This is a genomic window from Serratia sp. NGAS9 (assembly GCF_009905295.1).
GTDB lineage: Bacteria > Pseudomonadota > Gammaproteobacteria > Enterobacterales > Enterobacteriaceae > Serratia > Serratia bockelmannii.
In genome coordinates, this window is record NZ_CP047605.1 from 1,807,429 (window position 1) to 1,830,313 (window position 22,885).

The 22,885-nt window shown below is 53.7% G+C and carries 22 protein-coding genes and 1 tRNA gene; 12 read left to right on the forward strand and 11 right to left on the reverse strand.

Translation table 11 applies throughout. The annotated features are described in order from the left end of the window. Positions 1-27: 27 nt before the first annotated feature. Positions 28-1,776, reverse strand: coding sequence for a Lon protease family protein (locus GUC32_RS08665; RefSeq protein WP_162495999.1), 1,749 nt, complete (start codon positions 1,774-1,776; stop codon positions 28-30). Between the two features lie 210 nt (positions 1,777-1,986). Between GUC32_RS08665 and matP the strand changes: the two genes are divergently transcribed. Then, positions 1,987-2,445, forward strand: coding sequence for a macrodomain Ter protein MatP (gene matP / locus GUC32_RS08670; RefSeq protein ID WP_004928138.1), 459 nt, complete (start codon positions 1,987-1,989; stop codon positions 2,443-2,445). A gap of 102 nt (positions 2,446-2,547) precedes the next feature. On the opposite strand, the gene ompA is transcribed toward matP, so the two are convergent. After that, positions 2,548-3,627, reverse strand: a complete 1,080-nt coding sequence (ompA, locus tag GUC32_RS08675; protein ID WP_015377358.1) for a porin OmpA — start codon at positions 3,625-3,627, stop codon at positions 2,548-2,550. 356 nt (positions 3,628-3,983) lie between these two features. Beyond that, complete coding sequence (gene sulA / locus GUC32_RS08680) at positions 3,984-4,490, reverse strand: SOS-induced cell division inhibitor SulA (protein ID WP_025302310.1); 507 nt, start codon at positions 4,488-4,490, stop codon at positions 3,984-3,986. Between the two features lie 229 nt (positions 4,491-4,719). Here sulA and GUC32_RS08685 point away from each other — a divergent pair, with 229 nt between their 5' ends. Then, the gene (locus GUC32_RS08685) at positions 4,720-5,376 is read left to right on the forward strand and encodes a TfoX/Sxy family DNA transformation protein (RefSeq protein ID WP_369435683.1); all 657 of its coding nucleotides are present in this window, start codon (positions 4,720-4,722) and stop codon (positions 5,374-5,376) included. Positions 5,377-5,380: 4 nt separating this feature from the next. Here GUC32_RS08685 and yccS read toward each other — a convergent pair whose 3' ends face one another. Next, a complete protein-coding gene (gene yccS / locus GUC32_RS08690) occupies positions 5,381-7,516 on the reverse strand; it encodes a YccS family putative transporter (protein WP_197818979.1) in 2,136 nt (711 codons plus the stop codon). 26 nt (positions 7,517-7,542) lie between these two features. Continuing rightward, positions 7,543-7,995, reverse strand: coding sequence for a YccF domain-containing protein (locus tag GUC32_RS08695; protein ID WP_025302313.1), 453 nt, complete (start codon positions 7,993-7,995; stop codon positions 7,543-7,545). A gap of 166 nt (positions 7,996-8,161) precedes the next feature. Between GUC32_RS08695 and helD the strand changes: the two genes are divergently transcribed. Beyond that, positions 8,162-10,216 (forward strand): DNA helicase IV, encoded by a 2,055-nt coding sequence (gene helD, locus GUC32_RS08700; RefSeq protein ID WP_049208049.1) that lies wholly within the window; start codon positions 8,162-8,164, stop codon positions 10,214-10,216. Positions 10,217-10,249: 33 nt separating this feature from the next. Here the strand turns inward: helD and GUC32_RS08705 are convergent, their stop codons facing one another. After that, a complete protein-coding gene (locus tag GUC32_RS08705; RefSeq protein ID WP_016928284.1) occupies positions 10,250-10,708 on the reverse strand; it encodes a methylglyoxal synthase in 459 nt (152 codons plus the stop codon). Positions 10,709-10,831: 123 nt separating this feature from the next. Beyond that, a complete protein-coding gene (locus GUC32_RS08710) occupies positions 10,832-11,497 on the reverse strand; it encodes a DUF2057 family protein (protein ID WP_025302315.1) in 666 nt (221 codons plus the stop codon). Positions 11,498-11,753: 256 nt separating this feature from the next. Here GUC32_RS08710 and GUC32_RS08715 point away from each other — a divergent pair, with 256 nt between their 5' ends. After that, entirely contained in the window at positions 11,754-12,167 is a 414-nt protein-coding gene (locus tag GUC32_RS08715; RefSeq protein WP_025302316.1) for a CoA-binding protein, read from the forward strand. Between the two features lie 60 nt (positions 12,168-12,227). Here GUC32_RS08715 and hspQ read toward each other — a convergent pair whose 3' ends face one another. Continuing rightward, the gene (gene hspQ, locus GUC32_RS08720; RefSeq protein ID WP_004928104.1) at positions 12,228-12,545 is read right to left on the reverse strand and encodes a heat shock protein HspQ; all 318 of its coding nucleotides are present in this window, start codon (positions 12,543-12,545) and stop codon (positions 12,228-12,230) included. Between the two features lie 60 nt (positions 12,546-12,605). Then, positions 12,606-13,790: a 23S rRNA (cytosine(1962)-C(5))-methyltransferase RlmI gene (gene rlmI / locus GUC32_RS08725; protein WP_197770821.1), complete on the reverse strand. Its 1,185-nt coding sequence runs from the start codon at positions 13,788-13,790 to the stop codon at positions 12,606-12,608. 379 nt (positions 13,791-14,169) lie between these two features. Here rlmI and GUC32_RS08730 point away from each other — a divergent pair, with 379 nt between their 5' ends. The 3 genes from GUC32_RS08730 (at position 14,170) to yccX (ending at position 16,315) form a co-directional block, all read left to right on the forward strand. Beyond that, positions 14,170-14,550, forward strand: a complete 381-nt coding sequence (locus GUC32_RS08730; protein ID WP_197770820.1) for a hypothetical protein — start codon at positions 14,170-14,172, stop codon at positions 14,548-14,550. Between the two features lie 365 nt (positions 14,551-14,915). After that, positions 14,916-15,878: an acyltransferase family protein gene (locus GUC32_RS08735; RefSeq protein WP_260515224.1), complete on the forward strand. Its 963-nt coding sequence runs from the start codon at positions 14,916-14,918 to the stop codon at positions 15,876-15,878. Between the two features lie 158 nt (positions 15,879-16,036). Continuing rightward, complete coding sequence (gene yccX / locus GUC32_RS08740) at positions 16,037-16,315, forward strand: acylphosphatase (protein WP_060432835.1); 279 nt, start codon at positions 16,037-16,039, stop codon at positions 16,313-16,315. A gap of 34 nt (positions 16,316-16,349) precedes the next feature. Here the strand turns inward: yccX and tusE are convergent, their stop codons facing one another. Both tusE and yccA read right to left on the reverse strand, forming a co-directional pair. Beyond that, entirely contained in the window at positions 16,350-16,679 is a 330-nt protein-coding gene (gene tusE, locus GUC32_RS08745) for a sulfurtransferase TusE (protein ID WP_004928095.1), read from the reverse strand. Between the two features lie 111 nt (positions 16,680-16,790). Continuing rightward, a complete protein-coding gene (gene yccA / locus GUC32_RS08750; RefSeq protein WP_004928091.1) occupies positions 16,791-17,450 on the reverse strand; it encodes an FtsH protease modulator YccA in 660 nt (219 codons plus the stop codon). A 228-nt stretch (positions 17,451-17,678) separates the two neighbouring features. Between yccA and GUC32_RS08755 the strand changes: the two genes are divergently transcribed. The 5 genes from GUC32_RS08755 to GUC32_RS08775 all read left to right on the forward strand — a co-directional run bounded on the left by GUC32_RS08755 (position 17,679) and on the right by GUC32_RS08775 (position 22,882). Further along, positions 17,679-17,766: transfer RNA gene (locus GUC32_RS08755), tRNA-Ser, on the forward strand. 228 nt (positions 17,767-17,994) lie between these two features. Continuing rightward, complete coding sequence (locus GUC32_RS08760; protein ID WP_025302319.1) at positions 17,995-18,207, forward strand: hypothetical protein; 213 nt, start codon at positions 17,995-17,997, stop codon at positions 18,205-18,207. 830 nt (positions 18,208-19,037) lie between these two features. Next, entirely contained in the window at positions 19,038-19,622 is a 585-nt protein-coding gene (locus tag GUC32_RS08765; RefSeq protein WP_025302320.1) for a fimbrial protein, read from the forward strand. Between the two features lie 54 nt (positions 19,623-19,676). Then, entirely contained in the window at positions 19,677-20,372 is a 696-nt protein-coding gene (locus tag GUC32_RS08770) for a molecular chaperone (protein ID WP_089180750.1), read from the forward strand. A 14-nt stretch (positions 20,373-20,386) separates the two neighbouring features. Continuing rightward, on the forward strand, positions 20,387-22,882 hold the full coding sequence (locus GUC32_RS08775; protein WP_025302322.1) for a fimbria/pilus outer membrane usher protein: 2,496 nt from the start codon (positions 20,387-20,389) through the stop codon (positions 22,880-22,882). Positions 22,883-22,885: the final 3 nt, after the last annotated feature.

Below are 22,885 nucleotides of genomic sequence, written 5' to 3' on the forward strand. Positions count from 1 at the left end.
TAACACGTGTACGCTGAACAAGTCCGATCAGCCGTGGTTGAACCAGTTGAGCCAGCGTAGCGGCCACGGACGGCGGCGTTCCTGCAGGCTCACCTGCGCAATCCGTTCCTGAATGGCCGCCAACAAATTCGGCTGTTGTTCGTCAGAGTAGAGGCAACCTGTGAGTAAAGGCAAGGCTTCCGCCGCGCTCTCTACCGCCCACAGATGGAATTGCCCTTCGCGTACCGCGTCGACGATATCCTGGCGCAAGCACAGGTGGCGCACGTTGGTTGCGGGCAAGACGACACCCTGTTTGCCCGTCAGGCCGCGGCGTAAACAAACCTCGAAGAAACCTTCGATCTTTTCGTTAACGCCACCTATCGGCTGTACGTTGCCAAATTGGTCGACGGAGCCGGTGACGGCGATCTGTTGGGTGATCGGTTGCTGTGACAGGGCGCTGATCAATGCGCACAGCTCAGCCAGCGAGGCGCTGTCACCGTCCACTTCACCATAAGATTGCTCAAAGACGATGGAAGCGGAGAAGGGCAGTTGCTGATCAAGATCCAGTTCGGCGATCAGGAACGCCTGCATGATCATCATGCCTTTAGCATGCAGGTTGCCGCCCAGTTCGGCTTTGCGCTCGACGTCGGTGAACTCGCCGTCGCCGAGATGCACAACGCAACTGATGCGCGACGGTTCACCAAAGCTGCGTGGATGGCCCGGATAATCCAGGACTGACAGACCGTTGATCTGCCCGACCACTTCGCCCTCGGTCTCAATCAGGATCTGACCCAGCTCGATCTCATCCTGCATACGCTCGGCCAGATAGCTTTCACGCCATTCGCGGGCATTCAATGCCGCTTCAAACGCTTTGGCCGTAATGCGGTCTTCTTCGGCGTACAGTGCAGCTTCGGACAACTGCTGCCCAAGCCAAACCGGCGAGAGTGGCAGGATGCCCTGATCGCCACTATAACGCACCGCCTGAACGATCAGCGGCAGCCAGGCATCGGCCGCCAACATCGGTAACTGCCGCTCGGCGATCACACCGTTGACGTAGCCGCACCACTGCGCCATATCATCAACTTCAGTCAGTTGCAGATCGTCTTCATATTCGCCATAGACCGCTTGTTCACTCAGTTCTGGCTCGATATCGTGGAAATCGGCCAGGCCGTGGCGGTCGCCGACCACAATCAGCCGCAGATCCAGCGGCATCGGCGGAATAGCAACCGGCAGCGGGCGGGTTTCGTCAGGCGAAACCCAATGGAACTGACGCTGGCCGATCATTTGCTTCAACCGCAGCCATAGCAACGGCTGGGCCAGCAGCGCCCGGGCTGACAGGATCAGAATACCGCCGTTGGCCTGGTGCACCAGGCCGGGCTGCAGAGTGATGTCGCCATTGTGGATCCGCACGCAACCAAACAGCTGCTCCGGTTCAATCCACTCTTGGAACACGCAAGCACCGCCGGCAGCGAAAGGTTCATCGCCATGGCTGGCAGGCTCTACGCTGACCTTGCCATCCTGAATGACATAGTGGCTGCCGCGGCATGCCGTGTTTTGCGGCAGCAGCGGTTTGACGGCGTTAGCGATCAGTTCCAGGTATTCTCGCGTTTCTTGCGCTTTCAACAGCATGAATCGCGGTGGCGATTGAGGGTGGCAAAATAGCGTCAGGGCATTTTCCAGCCGAGGCTGAATGGCGGAAAAGGGCACGGGTGCCAACTGAGCGGCGGTATCAAATATCGCCTGATAAGGCGTTACGTCCGGCAATAAAGATTGCCATTCAAGTCGGTTATTGGTCAAAGTGTTAGATGCAATCGTTAAAAAGGGAAAGGGCGATTATACAAGAATAACGGCGGCTTGATACATGCGGAGTGCCAGTTGGCATCAGGGAGTTTGACATCACGCGGTGACTGTGCAAAAAACAGTCTAAAAGACGGCTTAATTGCCGGGGAAATTCGGCGCAAAGCTGTTATGCTTATTTGAAGTTACGCGGTCACTGAAGAGCTCAAGATGAAATATCAGCAACTGGAAAATCTAGAGAGCGGTTGGAAATGGAAGTACCTGGTGAAGAAGCACCGGGAAGGGGAGCTTATTACCCGCTACATTGAAAACAGCGCTGCTCAGGAAGCGGTTAACGAGCTGCTGAAGCTGGAAAATGAGCCGGTAAAGGTACTTGCATGGATTGCCGCTCATATGAATCCGGAACTGGATAACCGGATGAAGCAAACAATCCGCGCCCGCCGCAAACGTCATTTTAACGCAGAACATCAGCATACGCGTAAAAAATCTATCGATCTGGAGTTTTTGGTTTGGCAACGATTAGCTGCTCTGGCGCGCCGCCGTGGCGTTACGCTTTCGGAAACCGTCGTGCAACTTATCGAAGACGCTGAACGCAAAGAAAAGTATGCAAACCAGATGTCATCGTTGAAAGAAGACTTGAAGGCGATTCTTGGCAAAGATCCCAAGTAAGTGCGTGAGAGCGCCTTTGTGGCGTTTGACCTTGAAAGGTTGTGGCAACAATAGGACGAAAAAAAACCCCGCTAGGCGGGGTTTTTTATTAGGCGAGTAAACTTAGCCCTGAGGCTGAGTTACAACGTCTTTGATACCTTTAACTTCGATCTCTACGCGACGATCTGGTGCCAGGCAAGCGATCTGAGCTTTGGTAGCGCGGCCAGATTTGTAGCCACAGGTGTTGCCAGTAACTGCATCTGCTTCACCCATACCACGTGCAGAGATTTTGTCTGACGGGATGCCTTTGGAGACCAGGTAGTCAACAACGCTTTGTGCGCGCTGTTCGGACAGTTTCTGGTTGTACTGGTCAGAACCAACAGCGTCGGTGTAACCCAGAACAACTACAGAACCATCTTTAGGATCCATGGAGCTCAGCTGGGTGTACAGCTGATCCAGAGCCTGCTGGCCTTCTGCTTTCAGAGTAGACTTGTTGAAGTTGAACAGCACGTCAGACTTCAGAGTGAAACGCTTGGTTTCAACAACTGGAGCCGGAGCTGGAGCTGGTGCTGGAGCAACTACGTCATCCTGACCGAAGCGGTAAGAAACGCCCAGGCTCAGCATGGTGTTGTCTGGACGTGCGCCAACGGTACCTGCGTCACCGATGTTGCTTACGAACTGGTAATCCAGGCGAGTAGCCCAGTTTTTGGTCAGTGCGTATTCAACACCAACAGCAGCCAGCGGAGAAACGCCGGTGTCGTGGTCGCTCAGGCGCTGGCCAGTACGGCCGTAGTTAGCTTTGGAGTCTGCACGCCATACCATACCACCCAGACGAGTGTAGATGTCCAGATCGTCAGCAATTGGGTAGCTCAGTTTAGCGGCCAGTTGAACGCCCTGCGCTTTGAAAGCACCGTTGTTCACGCTGCCTTTGTAAGGCATGCGGCCGAGCCAGTCATAGCCCAGCTCGAAGCCCAGGTATTGGTTTGCCTGGTAGCCCAGGAACGCGCCGGCACCCAGCTGATCTTTGTGGGTTGGGCCGTTGCCGATACCGTTCTGGTAACCGTTACCGTAGAAACCAGTGTCGTGGTACTGGGACCAGCCCAGTTTAGCACCGGTGTACCAGGTGTTATCTTTTGGAGCGGCTTGCGCTACGGTAGCGAAACCTGCCAGTGCCACTGCTAATGCGATAGCTGTCTTTTTCATTTTGCGCCTCGTTATCATCCAAATAGGCAATGAGCTTTAAAGCTGTTTAAGCCCTTGGTTAAATTCCTTCGCCAAGGTTTAAGCCCTCGTTTGTTACTCGCCAGTTTTTCTGACGTTATAGAGCAACCTTGGCGATGTAAAGTCTACAACGTGGCGCGAAAGTTACAAGTGTGATGTGATAAGGCTCTAAAAAAAAACGCGGAATCGTACATATTTGCTAACATTCTTTGCCTAAAAAAACGGCGATTCATCGAGCATTTTTGCTTGCCAAACCGCAGCCGGACTAGCTTTGTGCCTTCCCACGCAAAGGTTCCGCTTAGGGGGTGCGAAAATGATGGGAAAAATCCTAAATTTACTTAATGATACAAAGAAGAGTGAATTTTTAGGGTGGAACAGTGTCCGTGAGTCGGGTTAATGTCACGTTGAGGCCGCATGATAAACCCATAGGCATTACCCAATTCTGCCGCACGTCTTAATTTTAGACGATCCTCCTCCGTTAGCTCAGGCAACCAGCCGAGAACCACGCTGTAATTTCCCGTTTGCAGCGCTTTTTCCATTGCCTCGACCGTATTCACCGGGCTGATCTGGCTCAATTGCATCATCTTATCTACAGGCAGGCCGGATTGCTGCAGCCATTGTTTGCTTAATTTTTGCTGCGGCGTCAGCCACAGAAGCCAGCGAGACTGTTTGCCCAGTTGTTGCAGCAGGGGCAACAGCAATTGGGCCACTGCGGGCTGGCGCTCGTTGTAAACAAGTTCACTGATCAAGCCATTTTCTTTGCCGACATCTGTGTTCTTCGCAACATTGCGCGCTGTATAAGAGCCATGGCCGAAATGAGGTTGGTAGAGTGATTGAGTACGCATAAAGTTCCCGCCCGTCGTGTTACTGTATGTTTATACAGTATCCCTGATTTAGGATAAGATCAACCCAAATTTTCGTAGCGGCTCGCATAATTGCGATCATTTTTTGTACCGATGATTTTTGTGATTGGCAGGCGGGCGGATAGTGCGTATTTTTCTAATTAGTTGTTCACGTTACTTTTTTCATTGATGAGAGAAATAATACGGCCAGAACCTAAAAAGGAGGAACGCTATGAAAAGGATGTCGACGAGAAGAATCGCGCAGGCTAAAAATTGCTTTGCGGTGCTGGGAGCCATCACAACACGGTCACAGTTTGGTGGCTACGGCCTGCTGGCCGAGGGGGTAATGTTTGCGGTGATAGCGGACGGCGAGCTGTACTTGCGGGCTACGGCGAGCATGGAACCGGCCTTTCGTGCCAGAGGGATGGTCAATATGGTCTACTCCAAGCGTGGAGCGCCCATCACTTTGCGTTATTACTGGGTTGACGAGTCGCTGTGGCGGGAACGCAACGAGCTGGTGGGGCTGGCCTGGCAGGCTGTCAGGGAGGCGCGCCGGGAGCAGCGGCTTAAGGCTGGCGATCACGGCCGACTGAAGGCATTGCCGAATATTGACGTTAATATGGAACGTCTGCTGTGGCGAGCGGGCATTCGCAACGCTTATGACCTGCGGCTGCATGGCGCCAAACGCAGCTATCTCCGTTTATTGAAACAGCAGACTAATTTGGGGCTACGAGTGCTGCTGTCGCTGGGCGGGGCGATAGCCGGTTATCATCAGGCGGCGTTGCCGGCCGAATTACGCAGCGAGCTAGTGCGTTGGTTCGATCATACGATGGCGATGCGCCGCCATGGGCATGAGCCGGTTATTCAGGGCCCATCGAACGGGCCCTGAATAGTTAGGCTGCCTTATTGATTTGGGCATGCAGCGCGGTGAGCTCTGGCAGCAGCTCGAGCACCAATCCCACCTGCTGCAAGACCAATTGTTCTTTGCTTTCAGGTTCCGGAACGGCTTTGCTGATGCGCTCCGCCAGCTGTTCCAACGCCTGCGCAATGCGCTGGCTGTTCCGTTCTTCCTGATGCAAGGCGCCGTCCACGTAACACACGGCGTCATTGAGCAGATCGAGCGTGGCCGGGGTATTCAGCCGCTCGCGGTGCGCCCCCAATGCGGAGATATAGCTCAGGAGCGTGTGGTTCAGACAGAGCAAGCGGAAGGCGGCTTCCTGCAGCGCTTTGTCGGCTTTGGGATCGGCGGACATGTTGGAGATGACCGAAGCCAGTTCGGCATCGCTGTTGTGGGCATCACGTCGCGCGATGCGGTAAGCGAGGCCGTTATCCTTACCCTGGTGGTATTGCACCAGAATGGCGTCCAGATAACGGCAGTTGGCATTCAGCGTTTTATCCACCACCGCCGGCAGTTGGCGGAACTTCCAGTCCGGCCAGATAAAGCTGACTGCCGCCCAGGCGATGGCACAGCCCAGCAAGGTATCGTAAACGCGCGGGGCTGCCACTTCGAATCCTTCGCCCAACAGGTTAAAACACAACAGCACCAGCAGCGTGATGAACATCGTCGCGTGGGCATATTGTACGGTGCGGAAAGCGAAGAACAGAACGCCGGTGATGACGATCAACACCAGTTGCCCTTCCATTGACGGCACGAAATAGAGGATTGGCAGGCCGATCAGGATACCGGCCAGGGTACCGATGATGCGTAGCGCCAGGCGTCGGCGGGTAGCGTTGTAGTTCGGTTGACAGACGAACAGGCTGGTCAACAGGATCCAGTAACCGTGCTGCATACCCGTGAACTGGATGAAGGCGTAACCCACGCACAGTACCACAGACATGCGGATCGCATGGCGGAACAGGGCCGACTGCGGCGTCAAATGGCGGCTGATGCGCAACCGAATATCGCTCCAGCCGGTTAAGCGGTCGTCGGCCAGGCTGTTCTCTTCCGCTTGCCCGCTGGCCAGCGTCTGCTCTGATTCGATATTGGCCAGCTGCGCATCGATCGCATGCAGGTTTTTCAACAGATGCGCCAGCGCCTTGGTCTGCTCGTTATTGCCCTGGGTTTCGGCGATGCGCGCCAACGCCTCCTGAATGCGGCTGAAAGCCGGTTCAAAGCGCGGATTGTGCTGGTACTTTTGCCGCAGCAGGATCGATTGTGCCAATTGGCGGCAGGCGCGTGCCTGCATGCTCAGCAGACGCTGGAAGCGGAACAAAATGTCGCTGTGACGAAATTGCCGGCTGAGCGCGTGGTACTGAACGTGGGAAGAGCTGGCACGCTCGTGGATATCCTGCGCGACAAAATAGTAGTGCAAGGTGCGGCGGGTGCCGCGCTGGCCACGATCGCCTTTCAGGCGCGTCAGCAGCGAGGCTTTGGTTTGGTTAAGCAACGCGACCAAGGCGCTGTTGGCCATTGCGACATCCATCCATGGCAGGTCGGCGTCGCGTTCGGCGTCGGGATCGAACAGATTGGCTTTGGCATCCAGATAGTTGGCCAGTTGATCGTAACAGCGCGCCAGGTTCTCTTGCAGCGGCCGGATCGGGAACAGCAGGTGGCCTGCCAACGTCAGCAGGTTGTACCACAGCGCGCCGATCACCAGCAGCAGCGGTTGCTGATACCAGGCATCGTACATCGAGGTGCCGAGCATGGTGTAAACCGCGATCAGCAGCGCGCCGAAGGCGATGGTGGCATAACGCTGCCCCAAGGCGCCGAGCAGGATAAAACCGCAGGTCGACGTGGTTAAGCCAAGGGCGAACAACCAGGGATAAGGGAACAGCAGCTCGATCGAGGCGGAGGCAACAAAGAAGCACACCAGCGTGATAAGCAGGTTGCGTAACCTGCCGGCCAGGCGGTCATCCAAATCGGTCAGGGCGGCTGCCACCACGCCCAGCGTTAACGGGATAGTCAGCTTGGGAATGCCGAGCCACCAGGGAACGGCGGTGGTGCCGATCAGCGCAATGAGGATGCGCAAGTGATACAGCAGGTTGCTGTTGTAAGTATAACGACGAACTGCGGGTGCAAAAGAGCGCACGAAAAACTCCTCAAACGGAGAAAAAATTAACGCTGTTGATAGTGGCGGCGAGCATTCTCAATACGGGCTTGCTGAGCCATTTCTACCGAGACGACGCGGCGTCCCACCGGCCACAGCGCGATGGCGGCTATTTTGAAATTGGCGATGCCGACTGGAATGCCGATGATTGAAACGCATTGCACGATACCGGCGGCGATGTGTGACAGGCACAGCCACCAGCCGAACAGCACCAGCCAGATAATGTTGAGCAGCGAGCCGCCAGCGGAGAGCAGCGCATTGCTTTTTTCCGGATACAGTTCATCGACGTGTATCGCTTCGTTGCCGAACGGCACCAGCGACAGCTTGGTGATTTCCCAACAGGAGCGGGTAAGCGGCAGTGTGATGACAAGCAGCACGCTGAACACCGTAGCAATAAGCCAGCCTAGCGTGGTGAAGAAACCGCCCAACACAAAATTAAGAATATTCAGTACAGTACGCATAGACGTCATTCTGCTCTAATGATAGCCAAACCGCGATGCGGGCGTATTCACGATAAAAACGCAAAATCTATTCTACCCTTTTTTTAGCGCTAGAGTGCCACTGCTTATCGCAGGTAAACTGGCAGATATCCGTTATTTAATCTCAACATAGTCATGGCGCGACGATATGGAACTTAAAGCGACATCGCTGGGGAAACACCTGGCTCAGCACCCTTATAACCGCGTGCGGTTGCTGCACGCCGGCGTTGAGGTGAGCGGGGAAAAACATGAATACCTGATCCCCTTCAATCAACTGATTCAGGTCAGGTGCAAGCGCGGCATCGTCTGGGGCGAGCTGGAATTTGAATTGCCGGACGAAAAAGTGGTGCGGCTGCACGGCACCGAATGGCAGGAAACGCAGCGTTTTTATCACTATCTGCAGCAGGCGTGGCAGCAGTGGAGCGCCGAAATGAGTGAGGTCAGTGCCGGCGTGTTGCAGCAGCAGGTGGCACAGATTCAGCGCATAGAGCAGCAAGATAAATGGTTCAAAAAGTCTGAGCTGGGCAAGCTGCAACAGCAAATCCGTGAGGCTTTCTCCGCGCTGCCGATGCCGGTGACGCGTCTGGAGGAATTCGATAACTGCCGGGCCGATTACCAACTGTGTCTGCAATGGCTGCAGCAGGGGTTACGCAGCGTCGAACAACGCAACCGGCAGTGGACCGATCGCATGCTGGAGCAACATCACGACTTCTTCCAGACCGTCGAAAGCTCACCGCTCAATGACTCCCAGAGCCGCGCGGTGGTCAACGGCGAGGATTCCGTTCTGGTATTGGCGGGGGCCGGCAGCGGCAAAACGTCGGTGCTGGTGGCGCGCGCCGGCTGGCTGCTGCGCCGTCAGGAAGCGCAGCCGGGCCAAATCTTGCTGTTGGCTTTCGGCCGCCAGGCCGCTGGCGAGATGAACGACCGCATCAAAGAACGTTTGGGTGATGTCGGCATTCAGGCCAAGACCTTCCATGCCTTGGCGCTGCAAATCATTCAACAAGGCAGCCGCAAGGCCCCGGCCATCAGCCGGTTGGAAACCGATGCCAAAGCGCGCAAAGAGCTGCTGATTACCCATTGGCGCCAACAGTGCGCGGAGAAGAAAGCGCAGGCCAAGGGGTGGCGTCAATGGTTGACCGAAGAGCTGGAATGGGAAGTGCCGGAAGGCGACTTCTGGCAGGATAAGCGCCTGGCGGATCGCCTGGCAAGCCGGTTGGAACGCTGGTTGGGGCTGATGCGCATGCACGGCGGCAGCCAGTCGGAAATGATTGAGCAGGCGGATGAAGACATCCGCGATCTGTTCTCAAAACGTATCCGGCTGATGGCGCCGCTGCTGAAAGCCTGGAAAAGCGCCTTGAAAGAGGAAGGGGCGGTGGACTTCTCCGGCCTTATCCATCAGGCGGTCAACATTCTCGACAAGGGGCGCTTCGTCAGCCCGTGGAAACATATTCTGGTCGACGAGTTTCAGGATATCTCACCGCAGCGTGCGCTGTTGCTGGCGGCATTGCGCCGACAGAACAAGCAGACCTGCCTGTTTGCGGTGGGGGATGACTGGCAGGCGATTTATCGCTTTAGCGGCGCAGAATTGACGTTAACCACGGCCTTCGCCACGAACTTCGGCGAAGGCGCGCAGTGCGCGCTGGATACCACCTATCGCTTCAATGAACGTATCGGCGAGGTGGCCAACCGGTTCGTGCAGCAAAACCCGCACCAGCTGAAAAAACCGCTCAACAGCTTGAGCAAGGGCAATAAAAAGTCGGTGGCGATCCTGCCGCACGAGCAGCTGGAGCCCTTGCTGGATAAACTGAGCGGCTACGCCAAGCCGGATGAGCGCATCCTGGTGCTGGCGCGTTACCATCATCTGAAACCGGAAGCGCTGGCGAAGGCGGGCACCCGCTGGCCCAAGCTGGATCTGGAGTTTATGACCATCCACGCCAGCAAAGGGCAGCAGGCGGAATACGTCATCATTGCCGGTTTACATGAGGGGCGTGACGGCTTCCCCGCCGTGGCGCGCGAGTCGGTGTTGGAAGAGGTGCTACTGCCGCAGCCGGAGGATTTCCCGGATGCCGAAGAGCGCCGTCTATTGTATGTCGCGTTGACGCGCGCCAAACATCAGGTATGGCTGTTGCAGGATCGTGAACGCCCTTCGGTGTTCGTCGAACACCTGCAGGATCTTGGCGTACCGGTGCAGAAAAAACCGTAGGCATCAGGCCTGGCGCCAGCCAGGCCGTGAGGATTATTTCAGGCGGTCTTGCAGGTAGCGCTGATAGTCGGGGATGGCGATCTCCACCTCGTTTTTGAACAGCGGAGAGTCGATCAGAAAATCGGCGGTCGAGCGGTTGGTGGCCACCGGAATATTCCATACTGTCGCCAGCCGCAGTAGCGCCTTCACGTCCGGATCGTGCGGCACCGCGTTCAGCGGGTCCCAGAAGAAGATCAGCATGTCTATCTTGCCTTCCGCAATCAGTGCGCCAACCTGCTGATCGCCGCCCATCGGGCCACTCAGCATGCTGGTGACGGGAATGCCGCTGGCGCGCTGGATCAGATTACCGGTGGTGCCGGTGGCGTACAGCTGGTGCTGCGCCAGAATAGTCTTGTGGCTTTCTACCCACTCCAATAGGGCTTGTTTGCGGTGATCGTGCGCCACCAGCGCAATGTGTTTGCGCGCGGCGATAGTGCGGGTAGTCAATTCCATCTCGGTGTCCTTCGCTCATCGGGGGATGTGCGACAGATTACTGAAACTGTTTTTCACTGCCTAGCGTTTGCGCCTGAAAATGCGAAGAAAAGGCGCCTTTACGGGGAAAGACGCCGGAAGGGATCAGCGAATCGGTTGTTTATTGGCCCAGCGTAGAAAACGTTTCTGTGTTTCCTTGTCGGCCTGTTGGAACCAGTATTGCAACATCTGTTCCGACACGTTTTCACCTTTCAACGTTACCGTCGGGGCGTTCAGCGGCGCGCCGGCCAACGCGAGGGCTGAGGGATTGCCTGCGTTCGCCTGAACAAAGGCCGGAACGGAGGCCGGGCGGTTCTGGCGGTTGTAATCGGTCATCACCTTTTCCAAATCGGTATTGAAGGTGACGCTGTCGGGATGCAGCGCATCATGTCGGAACGGCAGGGCGTTGCCGTCTTTATCGACCACCAGATAATTCAACGTTCTGTCAAAGCGTTGCGCATCACGATCGTTCTCGATGCGCGGCAGTTCGATCGCCACTTGGCTAATCTTTTGCGTATTGAAGGTGGCAACCAGCGGCAGGGACGTATAGGCCTGTGTATGCTGGCCGGAACGTACGGTTTTGGTCACTTTAAACAGCAGCTGGTGCTGCCCGCCGTCCAGTTCAAGGCTGTCGGCGCCTTTTAACAACGAACCTGTCATTTTCTTGCCGTCGACCACCAGCAGGTCGATGTCCGGGGAGAGTTTCAGGGTCGTAGCCGCGGCAGGCATACTGATGCTGAGCAACGCCGCAACCACCAGACCAAATTTCATCATTATCTCCTTATAAAGTGACGTAGCTCTAAGTGTTGAACACGGCATAGGTTGTGTCAAAATTTTTCAATCGGGTATTTTGTTTACATTTTTACATATTTTATCGCGTTTAGACACGACCGTGCGCAGCTGAACCGCGACAGCCTCTGACCATAAGATTGCGGTGAAGTTTCCTTCGCATTAGCGTTTAACCGAGCGAATGCCGATCGGTTACACTCGAAATGGAAAGTGACGCAGTGATAAACGGGAGTTGAAGATGCAAGATCAAGAGATTGTTGAGCTGTTGCAGCAGGTGAAAACCATCGCGCTGGTGGGCGCCAGCGATAACCCGTCGCGGCCCAGCTATGGGGTGATGGCGTATCTGTTGGCGCAAGGGTATCAAGTGATCCCGGTCAGCCCAAAACTGGCGGGGCAGACGCTGCTGGGGCAGCCGGTTTATGCCACGCTGGCCGCTATCCCACAGCCGGTGGATATGGTTGATGTGTTTCGCAATTCGGAGGCGGCTTACGGCGTGGCGCAAGAGGCGATAGCGATCGGCGCCAAGGCGCTGTGGCTACAGATCGGCGTGATTAACGATCAGGCGGCGGAGCTGGCGCAACAGGCCGGGCTGCAGGTGGTGATGGATCGCTGCCCGAAAATCGAAATCCCGCGTTTAGGGCTGGAGCGCTAAATAAAAAAAGGGCCTGGCGCGATGCCGGGCCCTCTCGGGGTTTCTCAGGTCTTGGCGCGGTCAATTGCGCAAACGTGGCGCCTGTAACTGGTGACGGATGGATTCCGCCAGTTCATCCAGCGATGGTTGCTCGGGGTGCGCTTCCTGGGGCTCGCCATCCAGCTGCGCTTCCGCCAGATAGGTATGCACCGGTTGGCCTTCCTCGTCCTCCATCACCACGTGGTACCAAGGGGCGGAACGCAGTTCGTCGTTCGCCGCTATCTCGTCAGCTTTGGGTTGTTCTAAAGAGTATTCCGGGTCGATATCGATCACGACGCCCAAATACCCCAGCAGTTTATGCCTAACCTGTTGTCCGATACCGAATTTGCTGGCAATCATGATGACCTCCTGAGAAACAATGCCTTGCTCATATATGGGGGCAAGGCAGCGCATTTCAAGTTACATCACCCGACAAGCGAAGCCTTTCAGATACAGCCCCTCAGGATACGTGGCGATCACCGGGTGATCGGCAGCCTGGCGGAACTGTTCTATAAATTGTACATCACGTCCGGCATCTACAGCGGCATCGGCCAAAATTTTCTGGAACAGGTCGGTCGGCATCAGGCCGGAGCAGGAGAAGCTGAGCAGAATGCCGCCTGGATTCAGCAACTGCAGCGCCAGCATGTTGATGTCCTTGTAACCGCGGCAGGCGCTGGCCAGCTGATTCTTGTTCTCGACGAATTTAGGCGGATCCATGATGATCAGATCGAATTTTTCGCCTTGAGCGCGGTAGTTGCGCAGCAGTTGGAACACGTCATCACGAACGAACTCCGCCTTGTTCAGATCGAGCTTGTTGAGCTCGACGTTCTGTTTGGCGATGTCCAGCGCTGCCTGCGAGGTATCCACGCTGATCACCTGTGCGCAGCCGCCCATCAGAGCGGAAACGGCGAAGGCGCCGGTGTAGGAGAAGCAGTTCAGCACCCGGCGGCCGGCAGAGTAGTTCCGCGCCGCCAGGCGACTGTCGCGCTGGTCGAGGTAGAAACCGGTCTTGTGCCCTTGCTGAATGTCCACCAGCAGCTTCATGCCGTGCTCGGTGATAGGCAGCAGTTCCGGCGGCAGATCGCCCAGCACCGGGCCCTGCGCCAGCGGCAGGCCTTCTTTTTTACGCACCGCAACGTCGGAGCGATCGTAAATCGAACATTCCGGGTAGCAATGCTGCAGGGCGGAAAGCAGGGCCGGGCGCTGGTATTCGGCACCGGCGGACAGCAGCTGCAGCACCAGGAAATTCTGGAAGCGATCGATAGTGATGCCCGGCAGGCCGTCGGATTCGCCGGCGATCAGACGGTATCCGTCCAGACCGTCGCGCTGTGCGACCCAATCGCGCCAGCTTTGCGCTTGCTGCAGGCGGCGAATGAAGAAATCGATGTTAATCTCTTCATCCTGCTGGAAAGTCCAGACGCGTGCGCGGATCTGCGACTCGGGCGAATAGGCGCCGCGAGCCAGCCATTTGCCCTGGCTGTCGAGAATATCGATGGTTTCACCGGAGTGGGCTTTGCCCTCAACGCGTTGAACGGCACCGGAGAACACCCAAGGGTGACGGCGGAGTAAGGACTTTTCACGTCCTTTGGCGAGATATAAGCGCATGGTTAAACTACTTTTTATTCAATGGGTTAATTGGCTGGTTTAAAAAGTTGCCAAAATAAGTTCGTCATCATAGCTGAATCCTACGGTGTTCACTACCGAGTTGGTGCGGATTGTATCGCGTTATCTCTGCTGGCGTCACACCGAAGAGAGAGAAAGTGCAGTCTTTAAACGGAAGAAATGGCGACTTAAATAGGTGTATTATAGTGAGGAAGAGATGAAAGCACGTCGAACAGCGTGCGAAGGCGCCTCGTTATCTGTAGACGTCGGTATTCGACAGGGGCGTTAAGCTTTATAGTAAATAAGGCTGAGAGTGATGTTTTTATTTTAATTAATAGTGTTGTTGACTGTTTGCACAATATAAGTTGAAGGGAGTTCACCAGTGAGGTTGTTTTTATTTTTAATTTTTTTGATGTCGGCTAACACAGTATTAGCTAATGAGTGGGTTTTTAGTGAGGATGAAAATGCTATAAGTGATGGGATATTAAAGGTTTCTATTCAGGCTGGGCATTATAAGATTTCATTCCCACCCACAGCGAACCCAAATTCAGGTGCAGTGTCGATCAACGGTGAGCGGTTTTACGGCAACCGTTCTTTTGGCTTCGATGGTGAACAAGCGGACAGAGTGATTGAGATGCTCTTAAAGGTAAAGAGTGCTCAGATTGAATATGATGATCGTTATAAAACGAAGGTCGTTCGCAAGTCGGTTGATTTTTCTAACATTACAACGTCGCTCGATAAATTGAAAAATAAAAGCCATTAACGTTTCTTCCATCCTTGACGATAGAGCAGACGGCTTTACTCGACATCGAGATAGCGCGGTTGTCTGGCAGCTCGACGTCATGTTTGAACAACGACACCGGGTCGCTTTGTTTTGAGCAAGCAGAGCCTATCATTCAAGAGGGGTAATTTGTTAATTAATTGATTATTATAGTTTTTATTATCGTAGTAATTGACTTCAGACTGTCGTTTGCCTCACGGAGGAAAGCCTATCCTCCGGGCGATGGGTTTGTAAGTTTTTTGTAAGTTTTTTGTGATTTTTAGGTTTTTTCGCATTGACAAAAATCTTAACTTAATCTGTTATTGAGCACCTGATGTTTATTATTTAGATGTTAGGATTTTTCTTAAATGACTAAAGAAAGAAGCTTATCGTTTGATTTTTTGAAAGGGTTGCTTATCTTGCTCGTCATCGTGGGACATGTATTGCCTGGCAGTGCTGATGTTGGATTACGTGGGGCAATATATTATTTCCACATGCCGCTTTTTCTCGGGGTGACGGGCTACTTTGTTCGGCGTCATTTTATTGATGGCGGCGTGATTAGCGTGCTGAAAAAGTATCAGTGGCGCATGATTATCCCTTATTTTTTTGCGTTCATTGTTTACAGTGTTTATTCTCTTTACTCCTCAGAAGAAGTAGGTTTAAAGCAACTCATCGGTCTGTTTCTCTACCCCTACTATCATCTTTGGTATATCCCAGCAGTGGTCATATTTGTGCTATATACTATGGTCATTTACAAGAGTAATTTCTTACTCGGTTTCTTTCTGTTCACTTCCGCCGTATTGTCTATTGTCTGGTACTGTTACGCCGACACGCTGGAAAACCAATATGCCTGGCTGAAATTCATTGGTGATAAGCGTTTCTATTATTACTACTCCTTCTTTTTATTAGGTTTCCTGGTCGGGGATAAGAATTTTTACGGTAACCCGCTGGCGTTGTTCGCTATCGCGTTATCTGTAGGCATATTGGGGTACTATGAACCGAACGGGACACTGCTGGATGCCGCCTCATGGTTTGTATTTAATGCTGCACTATTGTTATTGATGGTGAGTTTGTGTAAGCGTCTGAAGCTGAGAGATGAGGGCTTTGTGGTCAAAGTGGGGCAGGTATCTCTGCCTATTTATCTTTGGCATGTGTTGCCCATTTTGCTTGTCGGAGCAATGGTCGCTAAGGATTCGTTAGGTTTTTATCTCGGCGTAACGGCCATTATTTTCGCTCTTGTCATCATATTTATCCGCTTACGTGGCAAAAGCAGATTTATCGACTCTTTCTTTTACGGGGAAAGGGCCAATTGGCCACCGACTGAAAAATAGAAGGTCTATCCTGGCCGAGGGGACTCGGCTGTCTGCTTTTTATGCAGGCCTCTATTAGACAGATTGTTGTTCTCCGCTCGCTTGTCTCTTTATCCTTTGTATTGAGTTTCTATACTCAATACACCTTTATTCTTTAGAGAAGATAACAGGGGGCGATTATGACACAAGTTTGCATTGCTGCGTATGTGTATGGCGTGGTGCAGGGGGTGGGGTTTCGCTATTCCACTCAGCGGCAGGCCGAGGCGTTGGGGGTGGCCGGCTATGCGCGCAACCTTGATGACGGCAGTGTCCAGGTGGTGGCCTGCGGCACACAGGCGCAGGTGGATAGGCTGGTGGAGTGGTTGAAACAGGGCGGCCCGCGCAGCGCGCGCGTCGAACGCGTGCTGGTGGAGCCGCAGGGCGTGGCTGACTACGATGGGTTCGGCATTCGCTATTAAACGCTCGCCTGCAGCGGCGCTGCGGGCGGTGCGGTCAGATGCATTTTACCGGTTTGGGCAACCCGGCGATCTTGGTGGCTTGTTTGGCCGGTCCTTTCGGGAACAGGCGATACAGATAGCGGCTGTTGCCTTTTTCTTCGCCATATTTCTGTGCCATCGCTTTGACCAGCATGCGAATAGCCGGTGAGGTATTAAATTCCTGATAGAAGTCGCGCACGAAGCGCACCACTTCCCAGTGTGCTTCGGTGAGCACGATCTCTTCCTGCGCGGCCAGCAGCGGCGCCAGGCCTTCATGCCAGTCGGCGCTGTTTTTCAGATAGCCCTGCGCGTCAGTGTCAATAACCTGACCTTCAAACTCCAACATACTGCCTCGATAACGGATAATTCGGAACGGCCGCCAGTTTAGCAAATTTTTTCAGCCGCAAAAAACAAAGCCCCGCCGGAGCGGGGCCTGGAAGGCAGGTGTAACACGCGATCAGTTGCTGCGGGCGAAGCCCAGAATGCTCAACAGGCTGATGAACATGTTGTAGAGCGACACGTACAGGCTAACGGTGGCGCGAATGTAATTGGTCTCGCCGCCATGAATGATGTTGCTGGTTTCCCACAGGATCGCGCCGGCGGAGAACAGGATGAACAGCGCGCTGATAGCCAGGTGCAGGGCAGGGATCTGCAGGAACAGGTTGGCGATCACCGCCACCAGCAGCACCACAAAACCGGCCATCATCATGCCAGACAGGAACGACATGTCTTTACGGGTGGTCAGCACATACGCCGAGCAGCAGAAGAACACCGCTGCGGTGCCGCCCAGTGCCAGCATGATCAGGTCGCCCGCGCCGGCGTTCAGGAACGAGCTGAGGATTGGGCCGAGGGCATATCCCATGAAACCGGTCAGCGCGAACGCCGCCAAGATGCCCGCTGGGCTGTTGGCCAGTTTATGGGTCAGGAACATCAGGCCGTAGAAGCCAACCAGCATCAGCAGCAAGCCCGGCGCCGGCAGCCCCAGCATCGTGCTGGCGGTGGCGGTCAGGGCTGAGAAGGCCAGGGTCAGGGATAACAGGAAATAGGTGTTGCGCAGGACTTTATGCGTGCTGAGCAGCGAGTCGCGCGAAGAAGATGAGACGACAATGCGGTCCATAATGCTCTCTCTTATCAAGCCATCACAAAATAATCCCGATAATAGGCAGCGCAAGCGGTTGATTAAAGTTTGTTTACCAATCTTTACCCTTAGTTATCATTACGGCAACAGCGGGGATGCGGACGCGTGTTTGTTCGCCGTTTGCCGCGCCTTCGCTGATTTTTCGCGCGGTTGAACGCGCCCGGGCTTTACAAGCGAATAAGGTCTGTTTATAGTGCGCGTCGTTGCGGAGGGGTGGCCGAGTGGCTGAAGGCAACGGTCTTGAAAACCGTCGACGGGAAACCGTTCCAGAGTTCGAATCTCTGCTCCTCCGCCATACATTCTGACCCCGTGCTCTCTGAGCACGGGGTTTTTTGCTTTTGCGTGCGGAGAAAACGGCAAGCCTTTCCAGGAAACGCGATCGGCTATTGATAAGGGCTACGCATCGGTGAGATTATGCGTTTATCAAGGTCGGCTGCTCGGGTGCCTGCTCGTGTCAGGCGTGACCGGCGCGATAATCAACGCCGCCTTATCTATTTTCGCTTAATGCTCTATGGAGACAGAGATGAACTGGTATCAAGTCGCCTTATGGACCATGATCTTTCTGAAGTCCGGCGCTTTCCTAGTATTCGTGTGGTGGTGGATGTTCAAACGTGCGACCAAACCTTATGTGCGTCCGCAAGACGTCGTGGTGGATGAGACGCCGTATGACGATAGCCTTACGATGGAAGAAGTGATGAAGAATCATGGCATTGTACGGACTGAAAAGCCGCTCTGATCGTCAAATGTGTGTTTTGCTATAAACCCGAGCCTGTGGCGCTCGGGTTTTTTTATTCCTGCCGTTACTTGAGATGCATCCCTTTTCCCCTATCTTGTTTTACCCTTACGGCGATTTATTTAAATGAATTACCTTTCGGTATATTTTAAAATCTACTTTAAAAGTGGGATTTATATTTATATGGGAGGGTATATTTTTCTCTGAAAGAATTCAGCCTTATCGACTGAACGAAGAAAAGTGTGGGCGCTGTTTTTTGTGTGTCTGGATATTGATATGCAAAGAGTGTCGCATTTTCGGGCTGCTCCTATAGCGGTGGGTCGGAAAATTTTTAAGGTAGAGGAAAACTAAACTTTACGTGGGAGGATAAGGGGGGAAGGAATCTAAGATTTTTCTTTATGTGTTTTTTTCTTTTTATTTCAATGGTTTTTTGTTTTTATGCCACAAGCGCTTTATGAGGAAACGGCGACATTTATTTAACCTGCGCAGCAAGTATCCTGTCGTACTCACTCTTTTAAGGCGCGTATCTTTCCGCTCATTGCGCGATTCGTTTTTTTATGGTCATGAAAATTATTTGATTCGATGTTGCATTTTTTTTGTCTTTGGAATTAATATGTTCTGCATCTGGCGGTGAATGAGATTTTTCCCATTGCCGGATATCTTTTAGAATACACTTGGATATATATAAATATATACCGCCACATATAAACTTTTAGATGGCAGGATGCTGTCAATACTCTGCTATTGCCTAAGCTTCGTTAGCCTCTAAACGGTTTAATGGTGTAGGTCATTTTATATATGCTCTCTCAGCGAAGAAAGTAATGGGGTTTATTATGATTAAGCAAGGCATCTCTTTGGCGGTATTGGCTGCCGCGTTAACATCTGTGGGCGCAACGGCGGCAGATAATTCCGCCGGTGGCGTTATTTCGTTTAGCGGTGCCGTTACGGATACCACTTGTACCATCAATGGCGGGAAAAGCGCCGATTTTACCGTTGCGCTCAGCCCGATTTCCGTGACGGATGCGGGCACCGTTGTCGGCCCCATCACCAAAAACAAGAAATCTTTCTCGCTGACGTTCTCCGGCTGCACGCCGGCGGCGGGAACGGCCGGTACGCCGCTGAAGATCTACTTCTCTTCGGCGAATAATATCTCTACCGACGGAAAATATCTGCTGAACAGCTCCGTGAATGAAAGCGACGCCGCCGTAGCGAAAAACGTCGGTTTTTCTCTGGCCGAGCCGGGTTCATCCACGCCGATTCCGTTGAACGTGCCTTATGTCACCAAGATCAAAGGCGATAAAACGGCGCCAGATGCCGAAACGCTGACGCTGGATGCCTATTACTACAAGACCAATGCGTTGGAAGCAAAAGTGGGGGAATTGAGTTCCAACGTGACGTACACCATTTCTTACCTGTAATTGCAATTAAGCCAGGCCTGTGCCCAAGGCAAAGGCCTGGCATCTGGGGTGACTATGAAACAGTGCTTAATCTTTGCTGGATTGTTTCTCAGCAGCTTTTGCGCCGATGCCAATATTGTAATTAATGGAACGCGCGTTATTTATCCGGAAAAAAACAAGGATGTTATCGTTCAGTTAGTCAACAATGGTGACGATCCGGCACTGGTGCAGGCATGGATTGATGATGGTGATATCAACTCGACGCCTGAAACGGCAAACGTGCCGTTCTTGTTATCCCCGCCGGTTGTAAAAGTTGCCGGAAATAATGGCCAGCAATTACGCATACAAAAAATGGGCGCGGAGCTCCCCGGCGGTCGTGAGTCGGTATTTTATTTGAATGTGCTGGATATCCCGCCTACGCCGGAAAATTTGCAAGGGGTCAATACGCTGCAATTAGCCATCAAATCGCGCATCAAGCTATTTTATCGCCCGGCAGGGTTAACCGGCAGCGCAAATAACATCACCGACTTCATTGAACTCCAGGCGGCAGGGAAGGGATTTAAGGTTATCAACAAAGGTCCTTACTTTTTTACGTTGGCCAATGTTGATCAGAAAGGCAAAAAGAATCTGTTGATTGACTCAGTGATGGTCGGGCCATATTCCAGCCTCTTTGTTCCGACCAAAGTTGGTGTGAGCCGGAACATTCCCTACACCCTGCTCTATATCGACGACCTGGGGGCTTATAAATCTAAAGCCATTACAGCCCGCTAACGTGAAGAACGGCCATGAAGCTTAAACTAAAATTGCTTTCGATACTGACCGCATCTGTATTCATTCCGTTAAATAAAGTCTCGGCGATGAAATTCGACACTTCTCTATTGGCCGGCGCGTCCAGCGAATCCGACCTGTCGCGTTTTTACCTCAATAATGACATGCCGGCAGGCACGCAAACGGTCGACGTGTATGTCAACCAGAGTTGGAAAGGGCGGTTCTCGTTGCAGTTCGGCGAACATAAAGGCGATATTCGCATCGCCCATCGTGACGCCGCCCTGTTGGGCATCGATATGAGTAGTTTGTCCATCGGGGGAGACAAGGAACCGATCCCCGTCCAAACGTTGGTGCAAGGAGGAAGGGCCGACTTCGACGTGGGGACGTTGAGCCTTAAGCTGACGGTGCCTCAGTCGCGAGTGATTCGCGCAGAGGCCGGCTATGTTGACGCCAAATTTTGGGATCGCGGCGTGCCTGCGCTGCTGCTGGCCTATAACGCCACCTATTACCACGTGCAGTCGTTGCAGGGCGACAAGGCGTCAAACGACGATTTCTACACCGGTTTGGAATCGGGGATCAATCTGGCGGGTTGGCAATTCAGAGACAGCAGCAATTTCCGCAGCAGTTCGCGACAGGGCAGCGATTGGCAAAATAATACTCGCTATGTGCAGCGTGGCTTCGCCGCCATCAAATCGAACCTGACGATGGGCGATTTCTATTCGCCGGGGGACTTGTTCGACTCGATTCGGGTGCGGGGCGGCGCTTTAGCCTCGGATATCAACATGCGGCCCAATTCGCAGCAGGGTTTTTCGCCGATAGTGCGGGGCGTGGCGCAGAGCAATGCCCTGGTGAAAGTATTGCAAAACGGCAACCTCATCTATCAGGAGAATGTGCCGCCGGGCTCCTTTACGCTGGATAACATATTGCCGACCGGCTCTGCGGGGGATCTGTTGGTCGTGGTCAAGGAAGCCGACGGGCGGGAACAATCCTTTACCGTACCGTTTTCCGCCGTTCCCAACATGTTGAAGCAGGGGGTCAGCAAATACGGCCTGGTGGCCGGTAAGGTCAATCAGGCGGATACCGACTATGCGCCCGCTTTCGCGCAGGGCACGCTGCAGTATGGCTTCAATAACCTGGTCACCGGTTACGTCGGTACGATCCTCAGCGAGGACTATCGCGCCTGGCTGCTGGGCAGTGGCTGGAATCTGCCGTTCGGCGCGGTATCCGTCGATGTGACTCAGGCCTCGACGCATTTGCAGGATCGCAATGAAAATGGGCAAAGTTTTCGGATCGCCTACAGCAAGTTTTTGGACGCTACCGCAACAAACTTCACGCTGGCGGCATACCGTTATTCGACCAAAGGTTATTACAGCTTTAACGATGCCATCTACACCCATCAAGGTTACCGCGAGCGTGACAAGCGTTTTCACGATTATTGGAACGATCGGGATGACGATGAGCTTGCCCCGTTGGATTTGAATACCTGGGACGCCGTTCGCGCCGCTCGTCCACGCAATACCTTCAATTTGAACCTGAACCAGAGGCTCGCAGACGGGTGGGGCACGCTCTATTTCTCCGGCACCCAACGCGATTATTGGTCGGATACGAATAAAAGCCGGGAATACCAGCTCGGGTATTCAAACGCCTTCTCGCGCGTCAGTTACAACATTTCCGCGAGTCGCGTGAGAAATTCCGATCGCAAAGAAGAGACGCGGTTTTATCTCTCTCTGAGCGTGCCGCTGTCGATGTTCGACAACAATGCCTATCTCAGCACCAGCTTATCCGCCACCGATTCGCACTATCAGCAAAGCTCGCTGAGCCTGAGCGGCAATGCGCTGGAATCAAACCGTCTGAGTTATGCGCTTGCCGGCAGCAACCAAAGCGGCGGCAACAGCATGGCGAGCGTGAATGCCGCCTATCGCGCCAACGCGACGACTGTCGGCGGCTCCTACAGTGAATCATCAGACTATCGACAGTTGGGCATGAGCGCCCGCGGCAGCCTGGTGGCGATCCCTTGGCATTTGCTAGCGTCCAACGAAATGGGCAACACCATGATGGTGGTGGACGCGCCCAAGGCCAAAGGGCTGATGGTGAACGGCGACGAGAGCATCGTCACTAACGACGAAGGGCTGGCTTTGGTGCCTTACGCCACGCCTTACCGGCAAAACTCCGTGACATTGTCGGATACCGGCAACAGCTCCGGCGCCGAGATCGTCGGCAATATCGCCAACAGTGTGCCCTATGCCGGCGCCGTCAACTATTTGAGATTTGAAACCGATCAGCGTCGGCCTTATACGCTGCGCGCCTTTAAGCGCGGCAATAAACCCCTGCCATTTGGTGCGGAGGTGGCGGATCAAAGTGGGAATGCCATTGGCTTCGTCGGGCAGGCCAGCGTCCTGTATCTACGGGTTGAACAGCAGCCAACGTCGCTGGAAGTCAGGCTGAATGACGGTGTCTGCAAGATTGAACGCCCGAAAATATCGATGGACAGCGCAGCCAACACATGTCGATAAAGG

Coding starts and splice junctions, on each gene's coding strand:
- matP (WP_004928138.1), top strand. CDS start 1,987: ATGAAATATCAGCAACTGGAAAATCTAGAGAGCGGTTGGAAATGGAAG.
- ompA (WP_015377358.1), bottom strand. CDS start 3,627: ATGAAAAAGACAGCTATCGCATTAGCAGTGGCACTGGCAGGTTTCGCT.
- sulA (WP_025302310.1), bottom strand. CDS start 4,490: ATGCGTACTCAATCACTCTACCAACCTCATTTCGGCCATGGCTCTTAT.
- GUC32_RS08685 (WP_369435683.1), top strand. CDS start 4,720: ATGAAAAGGATGTCGACGAGAAGAATCGCGCAGGCTAAAAATTGCTTT.
- GUC32_RS08695 (WP_025302313.1), bottom strand. CDS start 7,995: ATGCGTACTGTACTGAATATTCTTAATTTTGTGTTGGGCGGTTTCTTC.
- helD (WP_049208049.1), top strand. CDS start 8,162: ATGGAACTTAAAGCGACATCGCTGGGGAAACACCTGGCTCAGCACCCT.
- GUC32_RS08705 (WP_016928284.1), bottom strand. CDS start 10,708: ATGGAATTGACTACCCGCACTATCGCCGCGCGCAAACACATTGCGCTG.
- GUC32_RS08710 (WP_025302315.1), bottom strand. CDS start 11,497: ATGAAATTTGGTCTGGTGGTTGCGGCGTTGCTCAGCATCAGTATGCCT.
- GUC32_RS08715 (WP_025302316.1), top strand. CDS start 11,754: ATGCAAGATCAAGAGATTGTTGAGCTGTTGCAGCAGGTGAAAACCATC.
- hspQ (WP_004928104.1), bottom strand. CDS start 12,545: ATGATTGCCAGCAAATTCGGTATCGGACAACAGGTTAGGCATAAACTG.
- rlmI (WP_197770821.1), bottom strand. CDS start 13,790: ATGCGCTTATATCTCGCCAAAGGACGTGAAAAGTCCTTACTCCGCCGT.
- GUC32_RS08735 (WP_260515224.1), top strand. CDS start 14,916: ATGACTAAAGAAAGAAGCTTATCGTTTGATTTTTTGAAAGGGTTGCTT.
- yccX (WP_060432835.1), top strand. CDS start 16,037: ATGACACAAGTTTGCATTGCTGCGTATGTGTATGGCGTGGTGCAGGGG.
- tusE (WP_004928095.1), bottom strand. CDS start 16,679: ATGTTGGAGTTTGAAGGTCAGGTTATTGACACTGACGCGCAGGGCTAT.
- yccA (WP_004928091.1), bottom strand. CDS start 17,450: ATGGACCGCATTGTCGTCTCATCTTCTTCGCGCGACTCGCTGCTCAGC.
- GUC32_RS08760 (WP_025302319.1), top strand. CDS start 17,995: ATGAACTGGTATCAAGTCGCCTTATGGACCATGATCTTTCTGAAGTCC.
- GUC32_RS08765 (WP_025302320.1), top strand. CDS start 19,038: ATGATTAAGCAAGGCATCTCTTTGGCGGTATTGGCTGCCGCGTTAACA.
- GUC32_RS08770 (WP_089180750.1), top strand. CDS start 19,677: ATGAAACAGTGCTTAATCTTTGCTGGATTGTTTCTCAGCAGCTTTTGC.
- GUC32_RS08775 (WP_025302322.1), top strand. CDS start 20,387: ATGAAGCTTAAACTAAAATTGCTTTCGATACTGACCGCATCTGTATTC.